Raw genomic sequence first — 17,722 nt, forward strand, 5'->3', positions numbered from 1 at the left:
GAGCGATTCGGGCCCGTTTCTCGACCAGCTGCGGTCGGTGATGCCGCGACGACGCCGGCGGCATTGCGGGCGATCACGACCGGGCGACCCTGCATCCATGCTTCCTGCCCAATGACCTTGGGAGACTGTTCAACGTGGTACCGCACCGCAATGGCATTCGCACGATCAGCCTCGATACGTTTGACATCGAACCCCTGTTCACCGGTCCGGCTGCGCCGCCGACCGCTGCTGCCGAACCGACCGCGATCACCACACCGATCGACGCGTCGTTCGATACGAAGACCGGCGCGGCGGTCGCGCTCGCCATGCCGCTCTACGATCCCGGCAACGTCGACGCCGAATATGGTCCGCAATGGCATCTCGAATATTTCGGCGACATCGCATCGGTGTGGGACGATTATACCGGCAAGGGCGTGCGGGTCGGCGTGTTCGACGACGGCATTCAGGGCTGGCATTGGGACCTCGCCCCCAACTACGACTCGTCCAACAATCTCAATGTCGATGGCTATACCGTCGATGGCAGCTGGTGGGGCCCGTATCACGGCACGGCGGGCGCGGGCCTGATCGCGGCGGCACGCAACGACCGGGGCGGCGTCGGTATCGCCTATGACGCAAAGATCACGGCGGTCGGATCGATCTACAGCGACTGGTCGCCCGCCTATGTCAATGGCTGGGATTTCTGGAAGGCGCTGAAGGCGGCCGGCAACCAGTATGACGTCATCAACAACAGCTGGGGCGGCGAGAACGCGTCGATTTCGACCGAGAATTCCCGTTCGTTTGCGGATAGCCGGGCGTCGCGCTTCACACTGGGCTGGGCCGCGCTCGCCGAGCTGGGCCGCGACGGACTCGGCACGGTTACCGTCAAATCGGCAGGCAACTCCGCGGAGGACAACCAGAATACTGGTGAGGATACGACGCGTTACACCATCATCGTCGGCGCCTATCGCCAGATCGACGGCGTCACGACCAGCTACAGCAACGCCGGTCCCAATCTGTTGGTGTCGGCCCCGTCCAGCGACCGTTTCTTGCTCGGCGGCACCGGGCTCGTGACCACCGACATTCTCGGCGCCGGCAATGACGGCTTCAACTGGTGGGACAGCCTCGACGACGAGAATCCCAATGCCGCCAAGTCGGACTATACCAACTGGTTCGGCGGGACGTCGGCGTCGGGGCCGCTGGTAACCGGCGTCGTGTCGCTGATGCTCGACGCCAATGCGGGGCTGGGCTGGCGCGACGTGCGCACGATCCTCGCCCAGTCGGCGAAAATGCCGACCGTGTACGAGACCGGTCCGGTATCCTATACCCGTGGCGACGACGGCAGCACGATCATGATGAACGAAAGCCGGTTCGCGCTGACGGGCCAGGCGGCGAACGTCAATGGCGGGGCGCTGCACTACAGCAACGACTATGGCTATGGCGCGGTCGATGCCTATGCCGCGGCGCGCATGGCCGAAGTGTGGTCGCTGTTCGGCGCGGCCAGGACCTCGGCGAACGAAGTCCATGCCGCGGTCGAAACCGATGTCGGCATCACCGCACTCGGCGATCCCGCCGCGGCCAGCGTCAGCCGTCAGGCGCAGGGCGGCTTCATCGGCACTCCGGTGCGCTACACCTTCGAGGTCGGGGATCAGATCGATCTCGAGCATGTCGACCTGACGCTGCGATTCCGCAACAGGGTGACCGTCACCGACGCCGATGGCGGCAACCCCGTAACCTATGACGCGTCGATGACCGGCGCGCAGATCCGGCTGATCGCGCCCGACGGCACCGTCGCCTTCACCGCCCAGCCCGGCACCCGCGCGGGCGCGGACGGCATGCAGGAATTCACCTTCGGCTTCGCCAGTTTCCAGGGGGTCGAAAGCAAGGGGACGTGGACCATCGAGGTCGCGACCTATGCCCAGTCGATCAATCGCGACGGGAAGGCCGCGATCGCGGTCAGCGACCTGACCGTCGACGATCTGAAGATGGACCTGTACGGCGCGGCGCCGAGTGCCGACGACGTCTATAGCTACACCAACGAATTCTTCACCATGGCGGCGATCGCCGGAGAAGCCGACCGGGCGGTGCTGACCGACAGGAATGGCGGCATCGACTGGATCAATGCCGCAGCGGTCGCGAACGATGTCGTGCTCGACCTCGGCACCTCGGGCAGTGCGAGCTTCGGCGGTATCCGCGCCTTCATGATCCAGCGCGGCACGGTGATCGAGAATGCGGTGACCGGCGACGGAGACGACCGCGTGACCGGCAGCAGCGTCGCCAACAAGCTGTACGGCATGCGCGGCGACGACAAGCTGTTCGGGCTGGGAGGCAACGATCTGCTCAATGGCGGCACCGGCGATGACTGGATCGATGGCGGCAAGGGCAACGACATCCTGACCGGCGGTGCCGGCGCCGACGTCTTCTTCTTCGACAACCGGAGCAGGTCGGGCGTCGACCGCATCACCGATTTTGGCAAGGGCGACAAGCTGATGCTGACCGCGGCGCTACGTGACCGCAATGGCGATGGCACCATCACCTTCGGCAAGGACGGGGTGCTCAACCTCGACCGGTCGAGCAGTGGCGACAAAGTCGTGCTAGACGGCATCGACCCCGCGGTCGGCGTCAAGTTCGCCGGCATGGAGGGTGGCTTCTACGTCTATGTCCTGAACGTCGCGGATATCGACGGCTGATGCGCGCGCACGACCGGGCCGACCGGTCGCGCCTCTCCCTCGCGATGGAGCAGCGACCATGACCCGTTTCGATCCCCGGCCGAACTCGATCGCCCCCATGAAATGCGGGGCGGAACAGGTCGAACGCGGACGGCCGGTGCCCGACGCGCTGCTGGCGCGGGCGCAGGCGCATCCCGGGCAGGTCCGCATCGTGCGGCGCGGGCAGGCGATGACCATGGACCTGCGTCCCGGGCGGCTGACGATCGTGGTCGATGACGACGGCAGGGTGATCGCCGCGTACTGCGGCTGACCCCGGATCGTGCCCGGCCGCCGGCACGGCACGGACCGGACCCCGGCTTTTTCCAGCAATCGATATGCCGGGGCGTTGGAAAGGTCGGCCATGGCGGTAAAGGTCCGATTGTGACCGAATCGGAAGCCCTTGCCCGCCTGACACCGCGCGAACGCCGCTGCCTCGAACTGGTGGCGCGGCATTACGACACCGGACAGATCGCCGCCGAGCTCGGCATTTCGGTCGCGACGGTCAACGGATACCTGGCCGATGCCCGTCAGAAACTGGGGGCGCGCAACCGCAAGGAAGCGGCGCGGATGCTGGGCGCCGCGCCGGTTTCCCCCGCCGAAACGGCGGTTTCCGCCACCCCCATCGAAGATAGGGGTATGTTCGAACGGGTTGAGCCGACCCCGCCTGCCCCGCCACCATCCGCCTCGCAGGTCGAGAAGGGCCCGGGGGGATGGTTGTCCCGGCTGCTCCATCTCGAACGGGCGACCGAACCGCATCGTTTCGGGGTGGGGGGTCGCACGTTGATGATCGTCGGGCTGGTCGTGGCGCTATGCACCGCGCTTGCCATGTCGGTCGTTGCCGCCGTGGGCCTCGTATCGATCTTTGCGAGCCTGCGTCCTTGAGCGACGAAGGGGGCATTCCATGCACACACCACTGCATCCGGTGGTCACCGACATTACCCATGGGCTGCTGACCGCCGAACGATCGAACGACGATGCGATCGTGTCGGCGGCGGCGATGATCCAGGCGCTGGTCGCCGATCGCGGTCAGCTGCAACTTCAATATGGCACGATCCAGGCGCCGCTGACCGATGCGGCCAAGGCGATGATGCTAGCGGTCGAGGCGCGAGCCCATCTCGGCCGCTGCCACAAGCGCATGCACGAGATCGGCGTCGACCACGCGCTGTTCGCGCCGAATGCGCATGGCGACGTCTTTCCGACGACGGGCGCCGGCGAGACGACGCGCTCGCCGCTGCCGCTCGCGGCCTGACCGATCGGGCGACCGCGTGAACGCCTGGCTCTATCTGGCACTGCTGCTGACCGTTTCGGTCTGGACGCTGTGGCGGGGCGGCGCACCCGAACGGATCGCGATGCTCGCGATCCTGTTCGCGGTGGCCGCGACCATCGCCGCCGCGTCGAGCCAGGTGTTCACCAGCCGCGAGATCGGCATCTTCGCGGTCGACCTCGTCCTGACCCTGGTGATTTGTACGCTGGCGATGCTGGCGGAAAGGTTCTGGCCGTTATGGCTAAGCGCAATATTGATCGTCGGCGTGATGCTGCAACTGGCGATCTGGTACGCTCCGCGCTCGTACCGGGAAGTCTATCTGATCCTGCACGCAATGAGCGCCTATCCGACGCTGATGCTGATCCTGGCGGGGACGCTGCGCCATCGGCACCGGCTGCGCCGCGACGGGTACGATCCGGCCTGGTCGAGGACGCGACGCCGGAAAACGCCGCCCGCGCCCGCCGCCTGATCGCGATGAAGGACCGGATTGCCGGTCTTTATCCGGTAAAGGTCACCGACCCGGTCTATGACGCGCTGTTCCACCTCTATATCGCCGAGGAGGAAGGGCGGCCGATGTCGGTATCGGCGGTGGCGCCGATGATCCGGGTTCCTTCAACCACTTGGCTGCGCTGGGTGGCGTTGATGGAGGAGGCCGGGCTGGTCGTCCGCCGGCCCGATCCGACCGACGGCCGCCGCAGCTGGATCGCGCTCACCCGCGAATGCAAGGCGCGTCTGGACGAACTGATCGCCGATCTGTGGTAGGGGCCGAGCGTGCGATACCGTACGCCCGGACCGGGTGCGCAACGATCGCCGCAGCACCAGCCGGCCGGCCACCCGCCGGCGCAACGGTCGGCGGCGCACGGCAAATGGCTGATAGTATTGCGTAATCATCGTTTTGCAATTCGCCTGACGTCGAAATTGTCACGACTCGTCGCGAAGCATGCCGATACTATTGGTACTTTACCACTATATCCTCTGGCAGAAATACCAGGAACGCTCGTCCTTTCGGACGGTTGATGCGCCCGAACCGGACGCGTCCCCCGCGCACCGGTCGGAGGAACCGACCATGAAACCATTGGCGCTGATCTTGATCGGTGCGGCCACGCTATCGGCCTGTGCTGCACCCGCCACCCGTATTTCTACCGGGTTGCAGCGCTATGGTCTCGATGCGCAACGCGCCGATTGCGTCGGCACGCGCCTGCAGAGCGATTTGTCGCTCGGGCAGTTGCAGCAGCTCGGCCGCGCCGCCGCCGCCTATGGCAAGAACGATCCCAATCCCGGCGTCCTGACCGTCGGCGACCTCATCCGGGTCGCGGGCGAGCTGAAGGATCCGGCGATCCCGCTGGCGGTCGGCAAGGCTGCGGCGGGCTGCAACGTCCTGCCGTGACGCACCGGTCCCCATTCGCAACCAGAGGAGCAATTCGATGAACAGCGATGAATTCGAAGGCGGTGTCCGCTATGCGACCGGCAAGGTCGAAAAGGCCGTGGGCGATGTCGCCGGCCGCCGCGACTGGCAGGCCGATGGCGTGATCGATCAGGTCGCGGGCGGTGCGCAGCACAGCTATGGCCGCGCCAAGTCGATCCTGAACGACGCGATCGACAGCGCCCCCGGCCTCATCAAGGACGCGCGCGACCGGCTGGAGGTGACCGGCAGGCAGGTCGCCGATGCCGCACAACGCGGCGGCAGGACGACCGCGCGCGCCGCGAAGGAACAGCCGCTGGTCTGGGCGCTGGGCGCGATCGCGCTCGGCTATGGTTTGGGCTGGCTGATCCACGGGCGGCACGACTGATCGCATCATGACGAAGGCGTCGTTCAAATCGCTGCGCGAGACGGCCGATCTGCGGCATTTGCGGCAGATCATCGTCGGTCTCGATGAAGGCGTGATCCTGATCGATCCCGATCAGAGCCTGTTATGGGCGAACGACGCCGCGCTCGCGATGCACGGGGTGCGCGAGCTTGCCGAACTGGGCGCGACCGTCGACGAATATCGGTCGCGCTTCCAGCTCCACTATCGCAACAACCACCGGCTGTCGGCCGACGACTATCCGATCGACCGGGTCGTGTCGGGCGACAGCTTTTCGGAAGTGGTGGTCGAGGTGACCGTGGCCGGCGAGGACAAGCCACGCTGGACGCATCAGGTGCGCAGCCTGGTGCTGAACGATGCCGATGATGGCGAACCGACCTGTCTGGTGCTGATCGTGCAGGACGTGACCGCGCAGTACGAGGCCGAGGACCGGTTCGAACAGTCGTTCAACGCCAACCCGGCGCCCGCGATCATCTGTCGCCTGCGCGATCTGCGGTTCGTGAAGGTCAATCAGGGATTTCTCGACATGACCGGATACGCCAGGGACCAGGTGCTCGACCGGACGGTGTACGATATCGACGTGCTGCGCCGTGCCGAACGCCGCGATCTGGCCAAGGAACGGCTGGCCGAGGGGCGCACCATTCCGCAGATGGAGGCCGAACTCGACTTGCCCGGCGGCGAGACCAAGCTGGTGATCGTCGCCGGGCAACCGATCGAGATGGCCGACGAACCGTGCCTGCTGTTCACCTTCGCCGATCTCGAACCCCGCCGCCGCGCGCAGGAGGCGCTGCGCCACAGCGAGGAACGCTTCACCCGGACGTTCCAGATGGCGCCGGTACCGATGGCGATCGGTGCGCGCGACGGGCATCTGCTGTGCGAGGTCAATGCCAGCTTCACGCAGATGACCGGCTATGCCCCCGACGAGATCATCGGCCGCCCCCTCGGTGACGTCGGCCTGTGGGAAAGCGCCGCGGTCCGGCGCCGGGTCGAAGCGGCGATCGATGCTGGGCAGGACCTGCGCGACGAGGAGGTGCGCATCCATGCCAAGGACGGCGCGATCCTCGACTGCATCGTATCGACCGAGGCGATCCGTCTGGGCGACGGTGCCTGCATCCTGTGGGCGATGCAGGACATCACCCAGCGCAAGGCGACCGAGGTCGAACTGGTCGAGGCGATCGAAGCGGTCATGAAGGACACCAGCTGGTTCAGCCGGACCGTGATGGACAAGCTGGCCCGGCTGCGCACGCCGCAGGGTGACAAGACCGGTCCGGGGCTGAACGACCTGACCGCGCGCGAACGCGACGTGCTGGCACTGATCTGTCGGGGCCAGGACGACAAGACGATCGCCCGGACCTTGGACGTGTCGGCTAATACGGTGCGCAACCATGTCGCCCGCATCTATTCCAAGATCGGCGTCAATCGCCGGATCGCGGCCGTGGCATGGGCGCGCAGCCGCGGCTTCGACGACGGCACCAGGCTAAAAACCGGCGATCGGGAGGCAGCCGAATGAACGACAGGAAACCCGCCGATCGCAGGTCCGATCACCCCGACCGCAACGCCGATGTCGGGGACGCCGCCGACAAGCCGTCGGTGCGCGCGGCCAAAGGATCGGTCCATGAAGCGATCGGCAAGCTGATCGGCGACGACGCCGCCTGTGCCCGCGGTTCGGCCGAAAAGGCGGCGGGTGAGGCGGCCGACAAAGACAAATCCTCGCGGTCCTGAACCGCAAGCGATCCGTAACAACAGGAGTAACTATGGCGACCAATCTGAACACCGGCTACCGGCCGGTCGACCCCGCTTATGTCGACAAGACGCCGACCCGCATTTCGTGGGGCGCGATCTTTGCCGGGGTGGTGATCGCGGTCGCGGTACAACTGGTGCTCGGCATTCTCGGCGCCGGCATCGGCCTGTCGATGGTCGATCCGGTCGACGGTACGACGCCCGGCGCCGCCGGCTTCGGCATCGGCGCGGGCCTGTTCTGGCTCATCACCACCGTCGTCGCATTGGGGGCCGGCGGCTATGCCGCAGCGCGCGTGTCGGGCGTGACCGAACGGTTCGATGCGCTGGTCCATGGGCTGGTGGTGTGGGGCGTCACGCTGATCCTGACGCTGTATCTGCTGACCTCGGCGGTCGGCGGCATCATCGGCGGCGCGTTCCGCACGGTCGGTGCGGTCGCCGGTACGGCGGGCAGCGCGGTCGGTACGGTCGCGTCGGCAGCGCCGGCCGCAGCGGCGGTCGCCGGCGTCGATGCCAATGACGTGAAGGACGCCGCGCAGGACGTGCGCAGCGAAGCCGCCGCCTATCTGTCGGATGCGCCCAACGACCCGGCGCAGATGACGCCCGAACAGGCACAGGCCGAAATCGCCCGTCAGCTGCCCGCGCTCGCCCGCGGCGGCGCCGACGGCCAGCGTGGCGAGAGCCGCATCGTCGACATCGTCGCCGCGCAGCGCAAGATCAGCCGTCCCGAGGCGCAGGCACAGGTCACGCGCGCCAAGCAGCAATTCGTCCAGACCAAGAACGAAGCGGTCGCGACCGCCAAGTCGGCCACCGACAAGGCCGCCGGCGCAGCAGCCGGCACCTCGTTCGTCCTCGTGCTCGCGCTGCTGATCGGTGCGGCTGCGGCAGGTTTCGGTGCAACCACGGCGGCACGTCGTAAGTTGCGCTGAGTGTAGGTGGCGGGTCGGCGTATCTCGGCCCGCCACAACCCCGTTTCATCAGGCCCGTTTCATTAGGAAGGAGAAACATCATGACCCGCAAGATCGGTCTTATCGTCGCCCTCGCCGCCACCGTTACGCTGGGTGCGTGCAACACGGTGAACGGCGCCGGCAAGGATCTGAAGTCGGCCGGATCGGCGATCGAAGGCGCATCGGGCCAGGACAAGAAGTAAGTCCGGCTTGAAACGGGACGGGGCTGCTCGGGTAGCCCCGCCCCTCTTTGCAGTCGCGCCACCGCGATCCTACATCGCCCCTCGTGCGCGACCTTCCCGCTCCCCTGTCCGACTGGTTCGCCGCACGCGGCTGGACGCCCCGCCGTCACCAGCTCGACATGCTCGAACAGGCGCGTGCAGGACGCCACGCGCTGCTGGTCGCTGCAACCGGGGCAGGCAAGACGCTGTCGGGTTTTCTGCCGACGCTGGTCGACCTGATCGAAACTCCCCGCGACGGGTTGCACACTCTCTACATCTCGCCGCTCAAAGCGCTGGCGGTCGACGTGCAGCGCAACCTGCTTACCCCGATCGCCGAAATGGGTCTGCCGATCCGGGTCGAGACGCGCACCGGCGACACGCCATCCGATCGCAAGGCCCGCCAGCGCGCCAAGCCGCCGCACATCCTGCTGACCACGCCCGAATCGCTCAGTCTGCTGCTGTCCTATCCGGACAGCGACAAATTGTTCGCATCGCTGTCGACGATCGTCATCGATGAAGTCCACGCCTTTGCCACCGACAAGCGTGGCGACCTGTTGTCGCTATGCCTGACCCGGTTGCAGAAATTCGCACCCGACCTGCGTCGCGTCGCACTGTCGGCGACGGTCGCCGATCCCGATGGCTATCGTGCGTGGCTGGCGCCCGACGGCGATATCGATGCCGTGGCGGCGGTACAGGGCGAGCCCGGCGCCGAACCGGACATCCGCATCCTGTTGCCGCAGGAACGCATCCCATGGTCGGGCCATTCGGGGCGCTATGCCGCCGAACAGGTGATGCGCGAAATTCGTGCCCACCGCACCACCATCGTCTTCTGCAACACTCGCAGCTTGGCCGAGCTGATCTTTCAGGATTTGTGGAAGGCGAATGACGACCAGCTGCCGATCGGCGTCCATCACGGCAGCCTCGACCGCGAGGCGCGGCGTAAGGTCGAACAGGCAATGGCCAATGGCCGCTTACGCGCGCTGGTCGCCACTGCCAGCCTCGATCTGGGCGTCGACTGGGGCGATGTCGATTGCGTGATCCAGATGGGCGCGCCCAAGGGGTCGTCGCGCCTGCTCCAGCGGATCGGCCGGGCAAATCACCGACTGGACGAGTCGTCGAAGGCGCTGCTGGTGCCCGGCAACCGCTTCGAATTTCTGGAGGCGCAGGCAGCCCTCGACGCGGTTGATGCGGGCGAACTCGACCGCGACATCTTCCGTCCCGGCACGCTCGACGTGCTGGCCCAGCATTTGATGGGCTGCGCCTGTGCCGAACCGTTCGACGCCGCCGAGATGCTGGACGAAGTGCGCGGCGCCCTGCCCTATTCCGCGCTCGACAGCGATACGTTCGACCGCGTCCTGCATTACATCGCCGAGGGCGGCTATGCCCTGAAAGCGTACGATAAATTCAAACGTTTACGCCTGGGCACCGACGGATTTTGGACCGTCACCAAACCGGGCTTCATCGCGCAGCACCGGCTGAACGCCGGGATCATCGTCGATGCGCCGACGCTCGACGTCCGGTTCAAGAACGGGCGGCGGCTGGGCACGGTCGAGGAATATTTCGCCTCGACGCTGTCGCCGGGCGATACCTTCTTCTTCTCGGGGCTGAGCCTCGAGGTCGAGAAGATCGAGCTGACCGATCTGGTCGTCCGCGCGACCAGCAAGCCGGCGCGCATCCCGAAATATGGCGGCACGCGCATGGCACTGTCGACCAACCTCGCCGACCGGGTGCGCGGCTTCCTTGCCGATGCGGGCGAATGGCACCGCTTTCCCGACGACGTTCGCGAATGGCTGGAGATACAGGCGCGGCGATCGGTGCTGCCGCGCGCGGGCGAGCTGCTGGTCGAAACCTTCCCGCATGACGGACGGCATTACATGGTCGCCTACAGCTTCGAAGGGTGGAACGCGCACCAGTCGCTCGGCATGCTCGTCACGCGGCGGATGGAGGCGCTGGGGCTGAACCCGATCGGTTTCGTATCGAACGACTATGCGCTCGCCTGCTACGCGCTCGAACCGATCACTGACCCGCATGCGCTGTTCTCGCCCGACATTCTCGAACATGAATTCGTCGACTGGGTACAGGGGTCTGCGCTGCTCAAGCGCGCCTTTCGCGAGGTGGCGGTGATCGGCGGCCTTGTCGAACGCCAGCATCCGGGCAAGCGCAAGACCGGCAAGCAGGTCACCTTCTCGACCGATCTCATCTACGACGTACTGCGCAAATATGAACCCGGCCATCTGCTGTTGCAGGCGGCGTGGGAAGATGCCCGCGCGCGGATGACCGATGTCGGACGACTGGCGACCTTGCTGGAAACGGCACAGGCGCGGATGCGGCATGTGACGCTGGAGCGCGTCAGTCCGCTCGCGGTGCCGGTGCTGGTGCTGATCGGGCGGGAGCGCGTGACGCAAGGGTCGGCCGACGATGCGCTGTTGGTCGAGGCAGAGGCGTTGGCGGCGCAGGCGATGGCGCTGGATTGAGGGGGGCCTACCGCCCGCTCTTCCTTTCCTGTCCGCTTCGAACCTGACGAGAACCTTAATCGAGAAGCAGTTACCCTAAGCGGGCGTTCTCGACAGACGCTTCTCGGCAAGCTCGAAGCTGCTCGAACCGAACGGGATCATGAGAGGCGTACCCCCGCGCAGGCGGGGGTCCAGGCTCATCTCTGACCGTCCCCGAGGCCCAGGCGCGCGTGCCCCCGCGCAGGCGGGGGTCCAGGGTTACGTGGCACAGCGTCTGCGGCTCTGGATCCCCGCTTGCGCGGGGATACGGCCCGCCTCAAACGTCCAAATTCGCCACGTTCAGCGCGTTCTCCTGAATGAAGTCCCGCCGCGGCTCCACCACATCGCCCATCAACCGCGTGAAGATCTCATCCGCCACATCGGCCTGATCGATCGCCACGCGCAGCATCGACCGGTTCGACGGGTCGAGCGTGGTTTCCCACAGCTGTTCGGCATTCATCTCACCCAGCCCCTTGTAACGCTGGATCGACAGCCCCTTGCGCCCGGCGGCGAGGATCGCGTCGAGCAACTGGCTGGGCCGCGCGACCAGCGTCTCGCCCTTGCCTGCGACCGCCGGTGCCTCTTCCTCGCTCTCGGCGACCGGATCGGCGGCGCTGCGCGCGCTGACCAGCTTCGACACGCCGGCATAGCTGGCCGCTTCCTCGGCGGCGAGGCTGTGGAGCTTGCGCCCCTCCGCCGACAGCAAGAACGCCGGTTCGATATTATGGGTGTCGGTCACCCCGCGCCAGCGCCGCTGGAACTGCAGGCCATGGTCTTCGGTCACGCGCGCGGTCCATTCGGCCTCGACATCGGTCCGGCCGATCCGCGACACCGCATCCTGCAACCGCGTCTGGCGATCCGCGTCGTTGATCGCCGGATCGAGCACGCCGGCCAGCGCCAGCACCTCGACGATGCCCATGTCATAGCGGCGCGGGACATAGCGCATCAGCGTGCGCATCCGCCGCGCATGGCTGAGCAGCGCCTTCAGATCGTCGCCGCTACGCGCGCCCGCCGGCGTTTCCAGCACCTGCGCACTGACGCCGCCTTCGACCAGATATTCGTCGAGGGCGTTGTCGTCCTTAAGATACACTTCGGACCGGCCCTTGGTGGCCTTATACAATGGCGGCTGCGCGATATAGAGATGCCCCGCCTCGATGATCTCGGGCATCTGGCGGTAGAAGAAGGTCAGCAGCAGCGTACGGATATGCGCGCCGTCGACATCGGCGTCGGTCATGATGACGATCTTGTGATAGCGCAGCTTGTCGAGGTTGAAATCGTCGCGGATGCCGGTGCCGAGCGCGGTGATGATCGTGCCGATCTCGCGGCTGGCGAGCATGCGGTCGAAGCGGGCACGCTCGACGTTCAGGATCTTGCCGCGCAAGGGCAGGATCGCCTGGAAGTGCCGGTCGCGGCCCTGCTTGGCGGAACCGCCGGCCGAGTCACCCTCGACGAAGAAGAGTTCGGACTTGGCGGGGTCGCGTTCCTGGCAGTCGGCGAGCTTGCCGGGCAGCGAGGCGATGTCCATCGCGCCCTTGCGCCGGGTCAGCTCGCGTGCCTTCTTAGCGGCCTCGCGCGCGGCGGCGGCGTCGATCACCTTCTGGATGATCGCCTTCGCATTGCCCGGATTTTCCTCCAGATAATCGGCCAGCTTATCGGCCATCAGCGCTTCCAATGGCTGGCGCACTTCCGACGACACCAGCTTGTCCTTGGTCTGGCTGCTAAATTTCGGGTCGGGCAGCTTGACGGAGACGATCGCGGTCAGGCCTTCGCGCATGTCATCGCCGGTCAGGCTGACCTTCTCCTTCTTCAGCATGCCCGATTTGTCGGCATAGCTGTTAAGCGTCCGCGTCAGCGCCGCGCGGAACGCCGCCATATGCGTGCCGCCGTCGCGCTGCGGGATGTTGTTGGTGAAGGCGAGGACGTTTTCGTAATAGCTGTCGTTCCATTCCAGCGCGACGTCGATGCCTACATCGTCGCGGAACCCGTGGATCGCAATCGGATCAGGCATCAACGGCGTCTTGGTCCGGTCGAGATATTTCACGAACGCGGCGATCCCGCCTTCGTAGAACAATTCGACCTCGCGCGGCTCCTCGTGCCGGGCATCGACCAGCACCAGCCGCACGCCAGAATTGAGGAACGCCAGCTCGCGGAAGCGATGTTCGAGCTTGTCGAAATCGAATTCGACGATCTTGAACGTCTCGGGCGACGGCAGGAAGGTGACGCGCGTGCCCCGCTTGTCCGACGGCCCCATTACCTTGAGCGGCGCTTCGGCATCACCGCGACGGAAGCGCATGTAATGCTCCTGCCCGTCGCGCCAGATCGTGAGGTCGAGGAAGTCGGAAAGCGCATTCACCACCGACACGCCGACGCCGTGCAGGCCGCCCGACACCTTGTACGCATTGTCGTCGTTGGTGTTCTCGAACTTGCCGCCCGCGTGGAGCTGGGTCATGATGACCTCGGCCGCCGATACGCCTTCCTCGCTGTGGATGCCGGTCGGGATGCCGCGGCCATTATCCTCGACCGAGACCGAACCATCGGCGTTCAGCGTGATGAGGATGCGGTCGCAATGTCCGGCCAGCGCCTCGTCGATCGCATTGTCGCTGACCTCGAACACCATATGGTGCAGGCCCGAGCCGTCGTCGGTATCGCCGATATACATGCCGGGGCGTTTGCGGACGGCGTCCAGCCCCTTGAGCACCTTGATCGAATCTGCGCCGTAGTCGTTCTGGTTAGGGTTCGTTGCCATAGCGAGCATATAGGGTTTTGCGGGCGGGAACTAAAGCAAAACCCGCACCGGCGGCGCGACCGTTCCGGCCCGATAATGAACGGCAGCTAACAGGCGCATTCAGTATCGGCTCAAGCGAATCAGGGCATACCCCAAATCACAGACGGACTTCCCCGACGGGAACCGTCACCAGATTTGAGGGAGAAGAACGATGTTCAAGAAGCTGACGCTCGCTGCCGCCGCGCTTGCCACGGTCGCCACTGCCGCCGCCCCTACCGCCGCTTCGGCACAGAGCTGGCGCGGGGACCGCTATGAGCGGGACTATCGCGACGGCCGCAGCTACCGCGAATATCGCGGCGACCGCGGCTATTACAACAACCGCTACGTCAACCGTCGCGGCGAGCGCTGCGAGAATGGCGACGGTGGCACGGTGATCGGCGCGATCGCCGGCGGCTTGCTCGGCAACCAGGTCGGCGGAAACGGCAACCGCCTGCTCGGCACCATCCTGGGTGGCGGTGTCGGTGCCTTGGCCGGCCGCGCGATCGATAAGGCGGACGCGCCGCGCTACTGCCGCCGCTAACGCTTTCCCGACCCCCAGTGGCGTAACGGGGTTACGGGAATGGCCGGTCCTTCCGACAGGAAGGGCCGGCCTTTTGAGTGCGCTCAGTCGCCGAAGCGGAAGCGCAGGCCGACGCCGTAATAGCGGCCCTCGTCGCGGACATCGATCGGCGACGACCGGCCCGGCTGGAAGTTCACATAGTTGCGGAACGGCCGAGCCAGGATGTTGCCGATATCGGCACTGACGGTCAGGTTCTTGTTGAGGTCATAACTGATGCCGGCGTCGAGACGATCGCGAGCATAGGTCGATTCGCCCGAATATTGGAAACCGTTCAGCGGATCGGTATTGTACCGGTTCACCCAATCGGAGCGGCGATTATACGAGATACGTGCGATCAGACCCGACTTTTCGTAGAACAGTGCCGCATTGTACGTCCATTTCGACAGGCCGGGGATGGTCAGATACTCGCCCTCCCCCTCGAACTGATCGGTCTGCGGATTATAGCCGTTCGGATACCGGTTCTTTCCCGTTAGATAGCTCGCATTCGCCGACACGCCGAACCCACTGAGCGCACCGGGCAGGAAGTCGAAGAAGGTCTGGAAATTGACTTCCGCGCCCTTGATGTTGGCGTCACCCGCGTTGATCGGGCTGGACAGTGACAGGATGCCGAATTGCGGATCGTTGCGGAACCGCGTGACCCAGGTGGTGAAACCGAAAATGTCCCGCTGGAACACCGCCGCGCTGATGAACCCAGTCTTCGAAAAATACCATTCGAGGCTGATGTCGTAGTTCGTCGACGTGAACGGCTTCAGCGACGGGTTGCCCTGCGAGCCCGCGTAATTGGCATAGACCCGACCCGGGATCCGGCAGCTCGTCGTATCGGTCGGGTTGTAGTTCGGCGCCGTCGGTTCGAGACAGGGTTGATAGATGATCGGCTGGATATTCAGCGCCGGATTGAGCAGACCGAAATCCGGCTTCGTCCGCGTCTTGGTATAGCCGAAGCGCAGTTGCAATTCGGGCGTGAATTTGATCCGCGCGCTGATGTTGGGCAGCAGGTCGAGATAGTCCTGTTTTTCGGTCCGTTCGGTGAGCGACCGGGTACAGGTATCGTCGCGCGGATCGTTGGGCGTACCGCCATTGTTCAGCGTACAGATGCTCGAAACGCCGAAGCTGGTGCCGTTGGTCATCACTGCACGGATGCCGGCGACGCCATCGACCTCGATCGGTCCCAACGCGAAATTATACTTGCCTTGCAGATAGGCCGCGTAGGTGCTTTCGTCGGCCTGCCAGCCCGACGTCGTCGGCGGCCGCACGTTATCCGTGCTCCATTCCGCCAGCCGGTCCTTATACCCCTGATCATTCGGGAATTGCGCCACCAGCCGGACGAGCGTGTCGTAGGTAAATTTGCGCAGCGCTGCACGATTGTCATAGATGCCGGCGCGCGGCGGCTGCAGATACGACACGAACCCCTGTGCACTGCCGCGGAACGGATCGATCGTCTTCGACAACTCGCCGACCGGAAGCGACGAATAGGGGATCATCGCCGCCGACAATTCGGCATAGCGCGCCCCGTCTGTCGTCTTTTCACTGTGATGCCCGGTCGCCCGCAACCCGAATTGCAGCTTGGGCAGGAAGCTGATGTCGGTGTCGAGCGCAAGATCGCCGCGCCACTGCCAGCCATCCCCCTTCACGTCGTACGTAGCTTCGTAATAGCCGCGGAACATGTAGTTGGCCGGATTGAACGGGTCCCAGCTCGGGAAATTGAACGCCACGCCGCCGTCGCGATTGAACGCGACGTCGACGGTCTTGGCGCCGACCGTGCGGAAGTCGAGGCTGTAATTGTCGCGGTTGTACCGGCTCCAGCTATAGGCGAAGTCGGTCGACAGCACCGCACGATCGGTCTGCCAGCGGCCACCCGTTGCGATCTGATAGGTGTTGGTCTGATCCTGGGTCGTGTTGCGATAGCCTTGCGGCTCCGAACCCGACGTCTTCGACAGCGACACCGCCTGTGGCACGGTGGTCACGTCGTAAGCCGGATTCTGACCGGCTCGCAGCTTGATATCGCTGTACGACTTGCCGTCCTCCAGCACGACGTTGGTGAATACCGGCGGAGTCGAATTCGGACCCCATTGTTCCAGCGGCACGTCGAAATTGTCGGCATAGCCGCGGCCGCGATAACCCTGGTAAATACCCTCGACATAGAGTTCGGTGTCGGGGTTCGGCTTGTATTGCAGCGAGAAATTGCCCGATGGGCGGAACCGCTTGCCGCCGTCATTGTACAGGCCGACATTGTTCGGGAAGAAGAACAGTCCACCCGGCAGATTCTCGCGAACCTTGCGCCCCTGGGTCAGGTAATCGGAATAATAGGAGTCACGAACGTAACTCGCATTGTAACGGACGCCGTTATAATATTGCGATTGCGCAAAGGTCGCGTTGACCAGCAGGCCCATTTCACCGTCGCCGACCTTCCAGCGGTCCGACACCAGCACGTTGCCGCCCGGATCATATTTGCGGCTCTGGTCGTTGTAGGTGCCACGGAAACCCCCGGCAATGACGCGCCCGTTGAAGTCGAGCGGACGACGGGTCCGCACGTTGATAAGGCCGGCCAGGCCGGGTTCGACGAGATCGGCGGTACCCGACTTATAGACTTCCATGCTGGCGATCGCCTGTGCCGGGAAATCCTGTAGCTGCACGCGGCGCAATTCGGCGGTGAACAGTTCGCGGCCGTTATAGGCGGTGGCGACATCGGGCAAACCACGGATGAGCACGCCATTCACTTCGTCGCTGAAGCGGGTCACCTGTACACCGGCAATGCGCGCAAGGCTTTCGGCGGCGGTGTAGTCGGGCAGCTTGCCGATATCGTCGGCGACGATCACGTCGATGATCGAATCCGAATTGCGCTTGATCGCCTGCGAACTGGCAAGGCTGCGGCGTAGGCCGCGCACCAGGATTTCGGACTGTTCCTCGTCCTTCTTGGTGGCGTCCGGCACCTCGACCGTTTCGCCGGCATCGGCGCCGGCGGGTTTATCGATCGGCGATGTCTGCGCAAGGCCCGGCGTTGCAGCCAGCATGAACGGCACGACGGCGACCGACGCCAGCAGCGTGAAACGACGCATTGATACCCCCCCTTATTTGGTATTCTATGTTCTGTATGACAAATTGCTATTCGGTATTTGTCGTACTTTCAAGGGGTATTTGTTGCTAGAGCATTGCTGATATCGCTATCAACCGCGCGCACCGCCTGTTCGTATACGACTATGGCTGATACGGATGCGCCTAGCCAGTCGC

16 protein-coding genes are annotated in these 17,722 nt (G+C 64.9%); 14 read left to right on the forward strand and 2 right to left on the reverse strand.

The window, feature by feature from the left end; translation table 11 throughout:
- Positions 1-134: 134 nt before the first annotated feature.
- The 13 genes from ACTHQV_RS13555 to ACTHQV_RS13615 all read left to right on the forward strand — a co-directional run bounded on the left by ACTHQV_RS13555 (position 135) and on the right by ACTHQV_RS13615 (position 11,132).
- Complete coding sequence (locus ACTHQV_RS13555) at positions 135-2,666, forward strand: S8 family serine peptidase (RefSeq protein WP_440490978.1); 2,532 nt, start codon at positions 135-137, stop codon at positions 2,664-2,666.
- 58 nt (positions 2,667-2,724) lie between these two features.
- Entirely contained in the window at positions 2,725-2,955 is a 231-nt protein-coding gene (locus tag ACTHQV_RS13560) for an I78 family peptidase inhibitor (protein WP_440490979.1), read from the forward strand.
- Positions 2,956-3,065: 110 nt separating this feature from the next.
- Entirely contained in the window at positions 3,066-3,566 is a 501-nt protein-coding gene (locus ACTHQV_RS13565) for a helix-turn-helix domain-containing protein (RefSeq protein WP_440490980.1), read from the forward strand.
- A 19-nt stretch (positions 3,567-3,585) separates the two neighbouring features.
- Positions 3,586-3,933, forward strand: coding sequence for a hypothetical protein (locus ACTHQV_RS13570; protein ID WP_440490981.1), 348 nt, complete (start codon positions 3,586-3,588; stop codon positions 3,931-3,933).
- A gap of 16 nt (positions 3,934-3,949) precedes the next feature.
- The gene (locus ACTHQV_RS13575) at positions 3,950-4,417 is read left to right on the forward strand and encodes a hypothetical protein (protein WP_440490982.1); all 468 of its coding nucleotides are present in this window, start codon (positions 3,950-3,952) and stop codon (positions 4,415-4,417) included.
- 5 nt (positions 4,418-4,422) lie between these two features.
- Complete coding sequence (locus ACTHQV_RS13580) at positions 4,423-4,710, forward strand: MarR family transcriptional regulator (protein WP_440490983.1); 288 nt, start codon at positions 4,423-4,425, stop codon at positions 4,708-4,710.
- A gap of 304 nt (positions 4,711-5,014) precedes the next feature.
- Positions 5,015-5,335 carry a hypothetical protein gene (locus ACTHQV_RS13585; protein WP_440490984.1) on the forward strand — a complete coding sequence of 107 codons (321 nt, stop codon included), beginning with the start codon at positions 5,015-5,017 and terminating at the stop codon, positions 5,333-5,335.
- A 37-nt stretch (positions 5,336-5,372) separates the two neighbouring features.
- On the forward strand, positions 5,373-5,738 hold the full coding sequence (locus ACTHQV_RS13590) for a CsbD family protein (RefSeq protein ID WP_440490985.1): 366 nt from the start codon (positions 5,373-5,375) through the stop codon (positions 5,736-5,738).
- 7 nt (positions 5,739-5,745) lie between these two features.
- Complete coding sequence (locus ACTHQV_RS13595) at positions 5,746-7,263, forward strand: helix-turn-helix transcriptional regulator (RefSeq protein ID WP_440490986.1); 1,518 nt, start codon at positions 5,746-5,748, stop codon at positions 7,261-7,263.
- Positions 7,260-7,475: a hypothetical protein gene (locus ACTHQV_RS13600; protein WP_440490987.1), complete on the forward strand. Its 216-nt coding sequence runs from the start codon at positions 7,260-7,262 to the stop codon at positions 7,473-7,475. Before ACTHQV_RS13595 ends, ACTHQV_RS13600 begins: the two co-directional genes overlap by 4 nt.
- Positions 7,476-7,507: 32 nt before the next feature.
- A complete protein-coding gene (locus ACTHQV_RS13605; protein WP_440490988.1) occupies positions 7,508-8,419 on the forward strand; it encodes a hypothetical protein in 912 nt (303 codons plus the stop codon).
- Positions 8,420-8,499: 80 nt separating this feature from the next.
- Positions 8,500-8,640 carry an entericidin A/B family lipoprotein gene (locus ACTHQV_RS13610; protein ID WP_440490989.1) on the forward strand — a complete coding sequence of 47 codons (141 nt, stop codon included), beginning with the start codon at positions 8,500-8,502 and terminating at the stop codon, positions 8,638-8,640.
- Positions 8,641-8,723: 83 nt separating this feature from the next.
- Positions 8,724-11,132: a ligase-associated DNA damage response DEXH box helicase gene (locus ACTHQV_RS13615; protein ID WP_440490990.1), complete on the forward strand. Its 2,409-nt coding sequence runs from the start codon at positions 8,724-8,726 to the stop codon at positions 11,130-11,132.
- Between the two features lie 295 nt (positions 11,133-11,427).
- Here ACTHQV_RS13615 and gyrB read toward each other — a convergent pair whose 3' ends face one another.
- On the reverse strand, positions 11,428-13,896 hold the full coding sequence (gene gyrB / locus ACTHQV_RS13620) for a DNA topoisomerase (ATP-hydrolyzing) subunit B (RefSeq protein WP_440490991.1): 2,469 nt from the start codon (positions 13,894-13,896) through the stop codon (positions 11,428-11,430).
- Positions 13,897-14,086: 190 nt separating this feature from the next.
- Here gyrB and ACTHQV_RS13625 point away from each other — a divergent pair, with 190 nt between their 5' ends.
- Positions 14,087-14,455 (forward strand): glycine zipper 2TM domain-containing protein, encoded by a 369-nt coding sequence (locus ACTHQV_RS13625; RefSeq protein ID WP_056459912.1) that lies wholly within the window; start codon positions 14,087-14,089, stop codon positions 14,453-14,455.
- A gap of 83 nt (positions 14,456-14,538) precedes the next feature.
- Here ACTHQV_RS13625 and ACTHQV_RS13630 read toward each other — a convergent pair whose 3' ends face one another.
- Complete coding sequence (locus ACTHQV_RS13630; protein WP_440490992.1) at positions 14,539-17,550, reverse strand: TonB-dependent receptor; 3,012 nt, start codon at positions 17,548-17,550, stop codon at positions 14,539-14,541.
- Positions 17,551-17,722: the final 172 nt, after the last annotated feature.

This window comes from Sphingomonas sp. SAFR-052, assembly GCF_051965015.1.
Classification (GTDB): Bacteria; Pseudomonadota; Alphaproteobacteria; order Sphingomonadales; family Sphingomonadaceae; genus Sphingomonas.

Coding starts and splice junctions, on each gene's coding strand:
- ACTHQV_RS13590 (WP_440490985.1), top strand. CDS start 5,373: ATGAACAGCGATGAATTCGAAGGCGGTGTCCGCTATGCGACCGGCAAG.
- ACTHQV_RS13600 (WP_440490987.1), top strand. CDS start 7,260: ATGAACGACAGGAAACCCGCCGATCGCAGGTCCGATCACCCCGACCGC.
- ACTHQV_RS13595 (WP_440490986.1), top strand. CDS start 5,746: ATGACGAAGGCGTCGTTCAAATCGCTGCGCGAGACGGCCGATCTGCGG.
- ACTHQV_RS13625 (WP_056459912.1), top strand. CDS start 14,087: ATGTTCAAGAAGCTGACGCTCGCTGCCGCCGCGCTTGCCACGGTCGCC.
- ACTHQV_RS13610 (WP_440490989.1), top strand. CDS start 8,500: ATGACCCGCAAGATCGGTCTTATCGTCGCCCTCGCCGCCACCGTTACG.
- ACTHQV_RS13560 (WP_440490979.1), top strand. CDS start 2,725: ATGACCCGTTTCGATCCCCGGCCGAACTCGATCGCCCCCATGAAATGC.
- ACTHQV_RS13580 (WP_440490983.1), top strand. CDS start 4,423: ATGAAGGACCGGATTGCCGGTCTTTATCCGGTAAAGGTCACCGACCCG.
- ACTHQV_RS13570 (WP_440490981.1), top strand. CDS start 3,586: ATGCACACACCACTGCATCCGGTGGTCACCGACATTACCCATGGGCTG.
- gyrB (WP_440490991.1), bottom strand. CDS start 13,896: ATGGCAACGAACCCTAACCAGAACGACTACGGCGCAGATTCGATCAAG.
- ACTHQV_RS13605 (WP_440490988.1), top strand. CDS start 7,508: ATGGCGACCAATCTGAACACCGGCTACCGGCCGGTCGACCCCGCTTAT.
- ACTHQV_RS13585 (WP_440490984.1), top strand. CDS start 5,015: ATGAAACCATTGGCGCTGATCTTGATCGGTGCGGCCACGCTATCGGCC.
- ACTHQV_RS13630 (WP_440490992.1), bottom strand. CDS start 17,550: ATGCGTCGTTTCACGCTGCTGGCGTCGGTCGCCGTCGTGCCGTTCATG.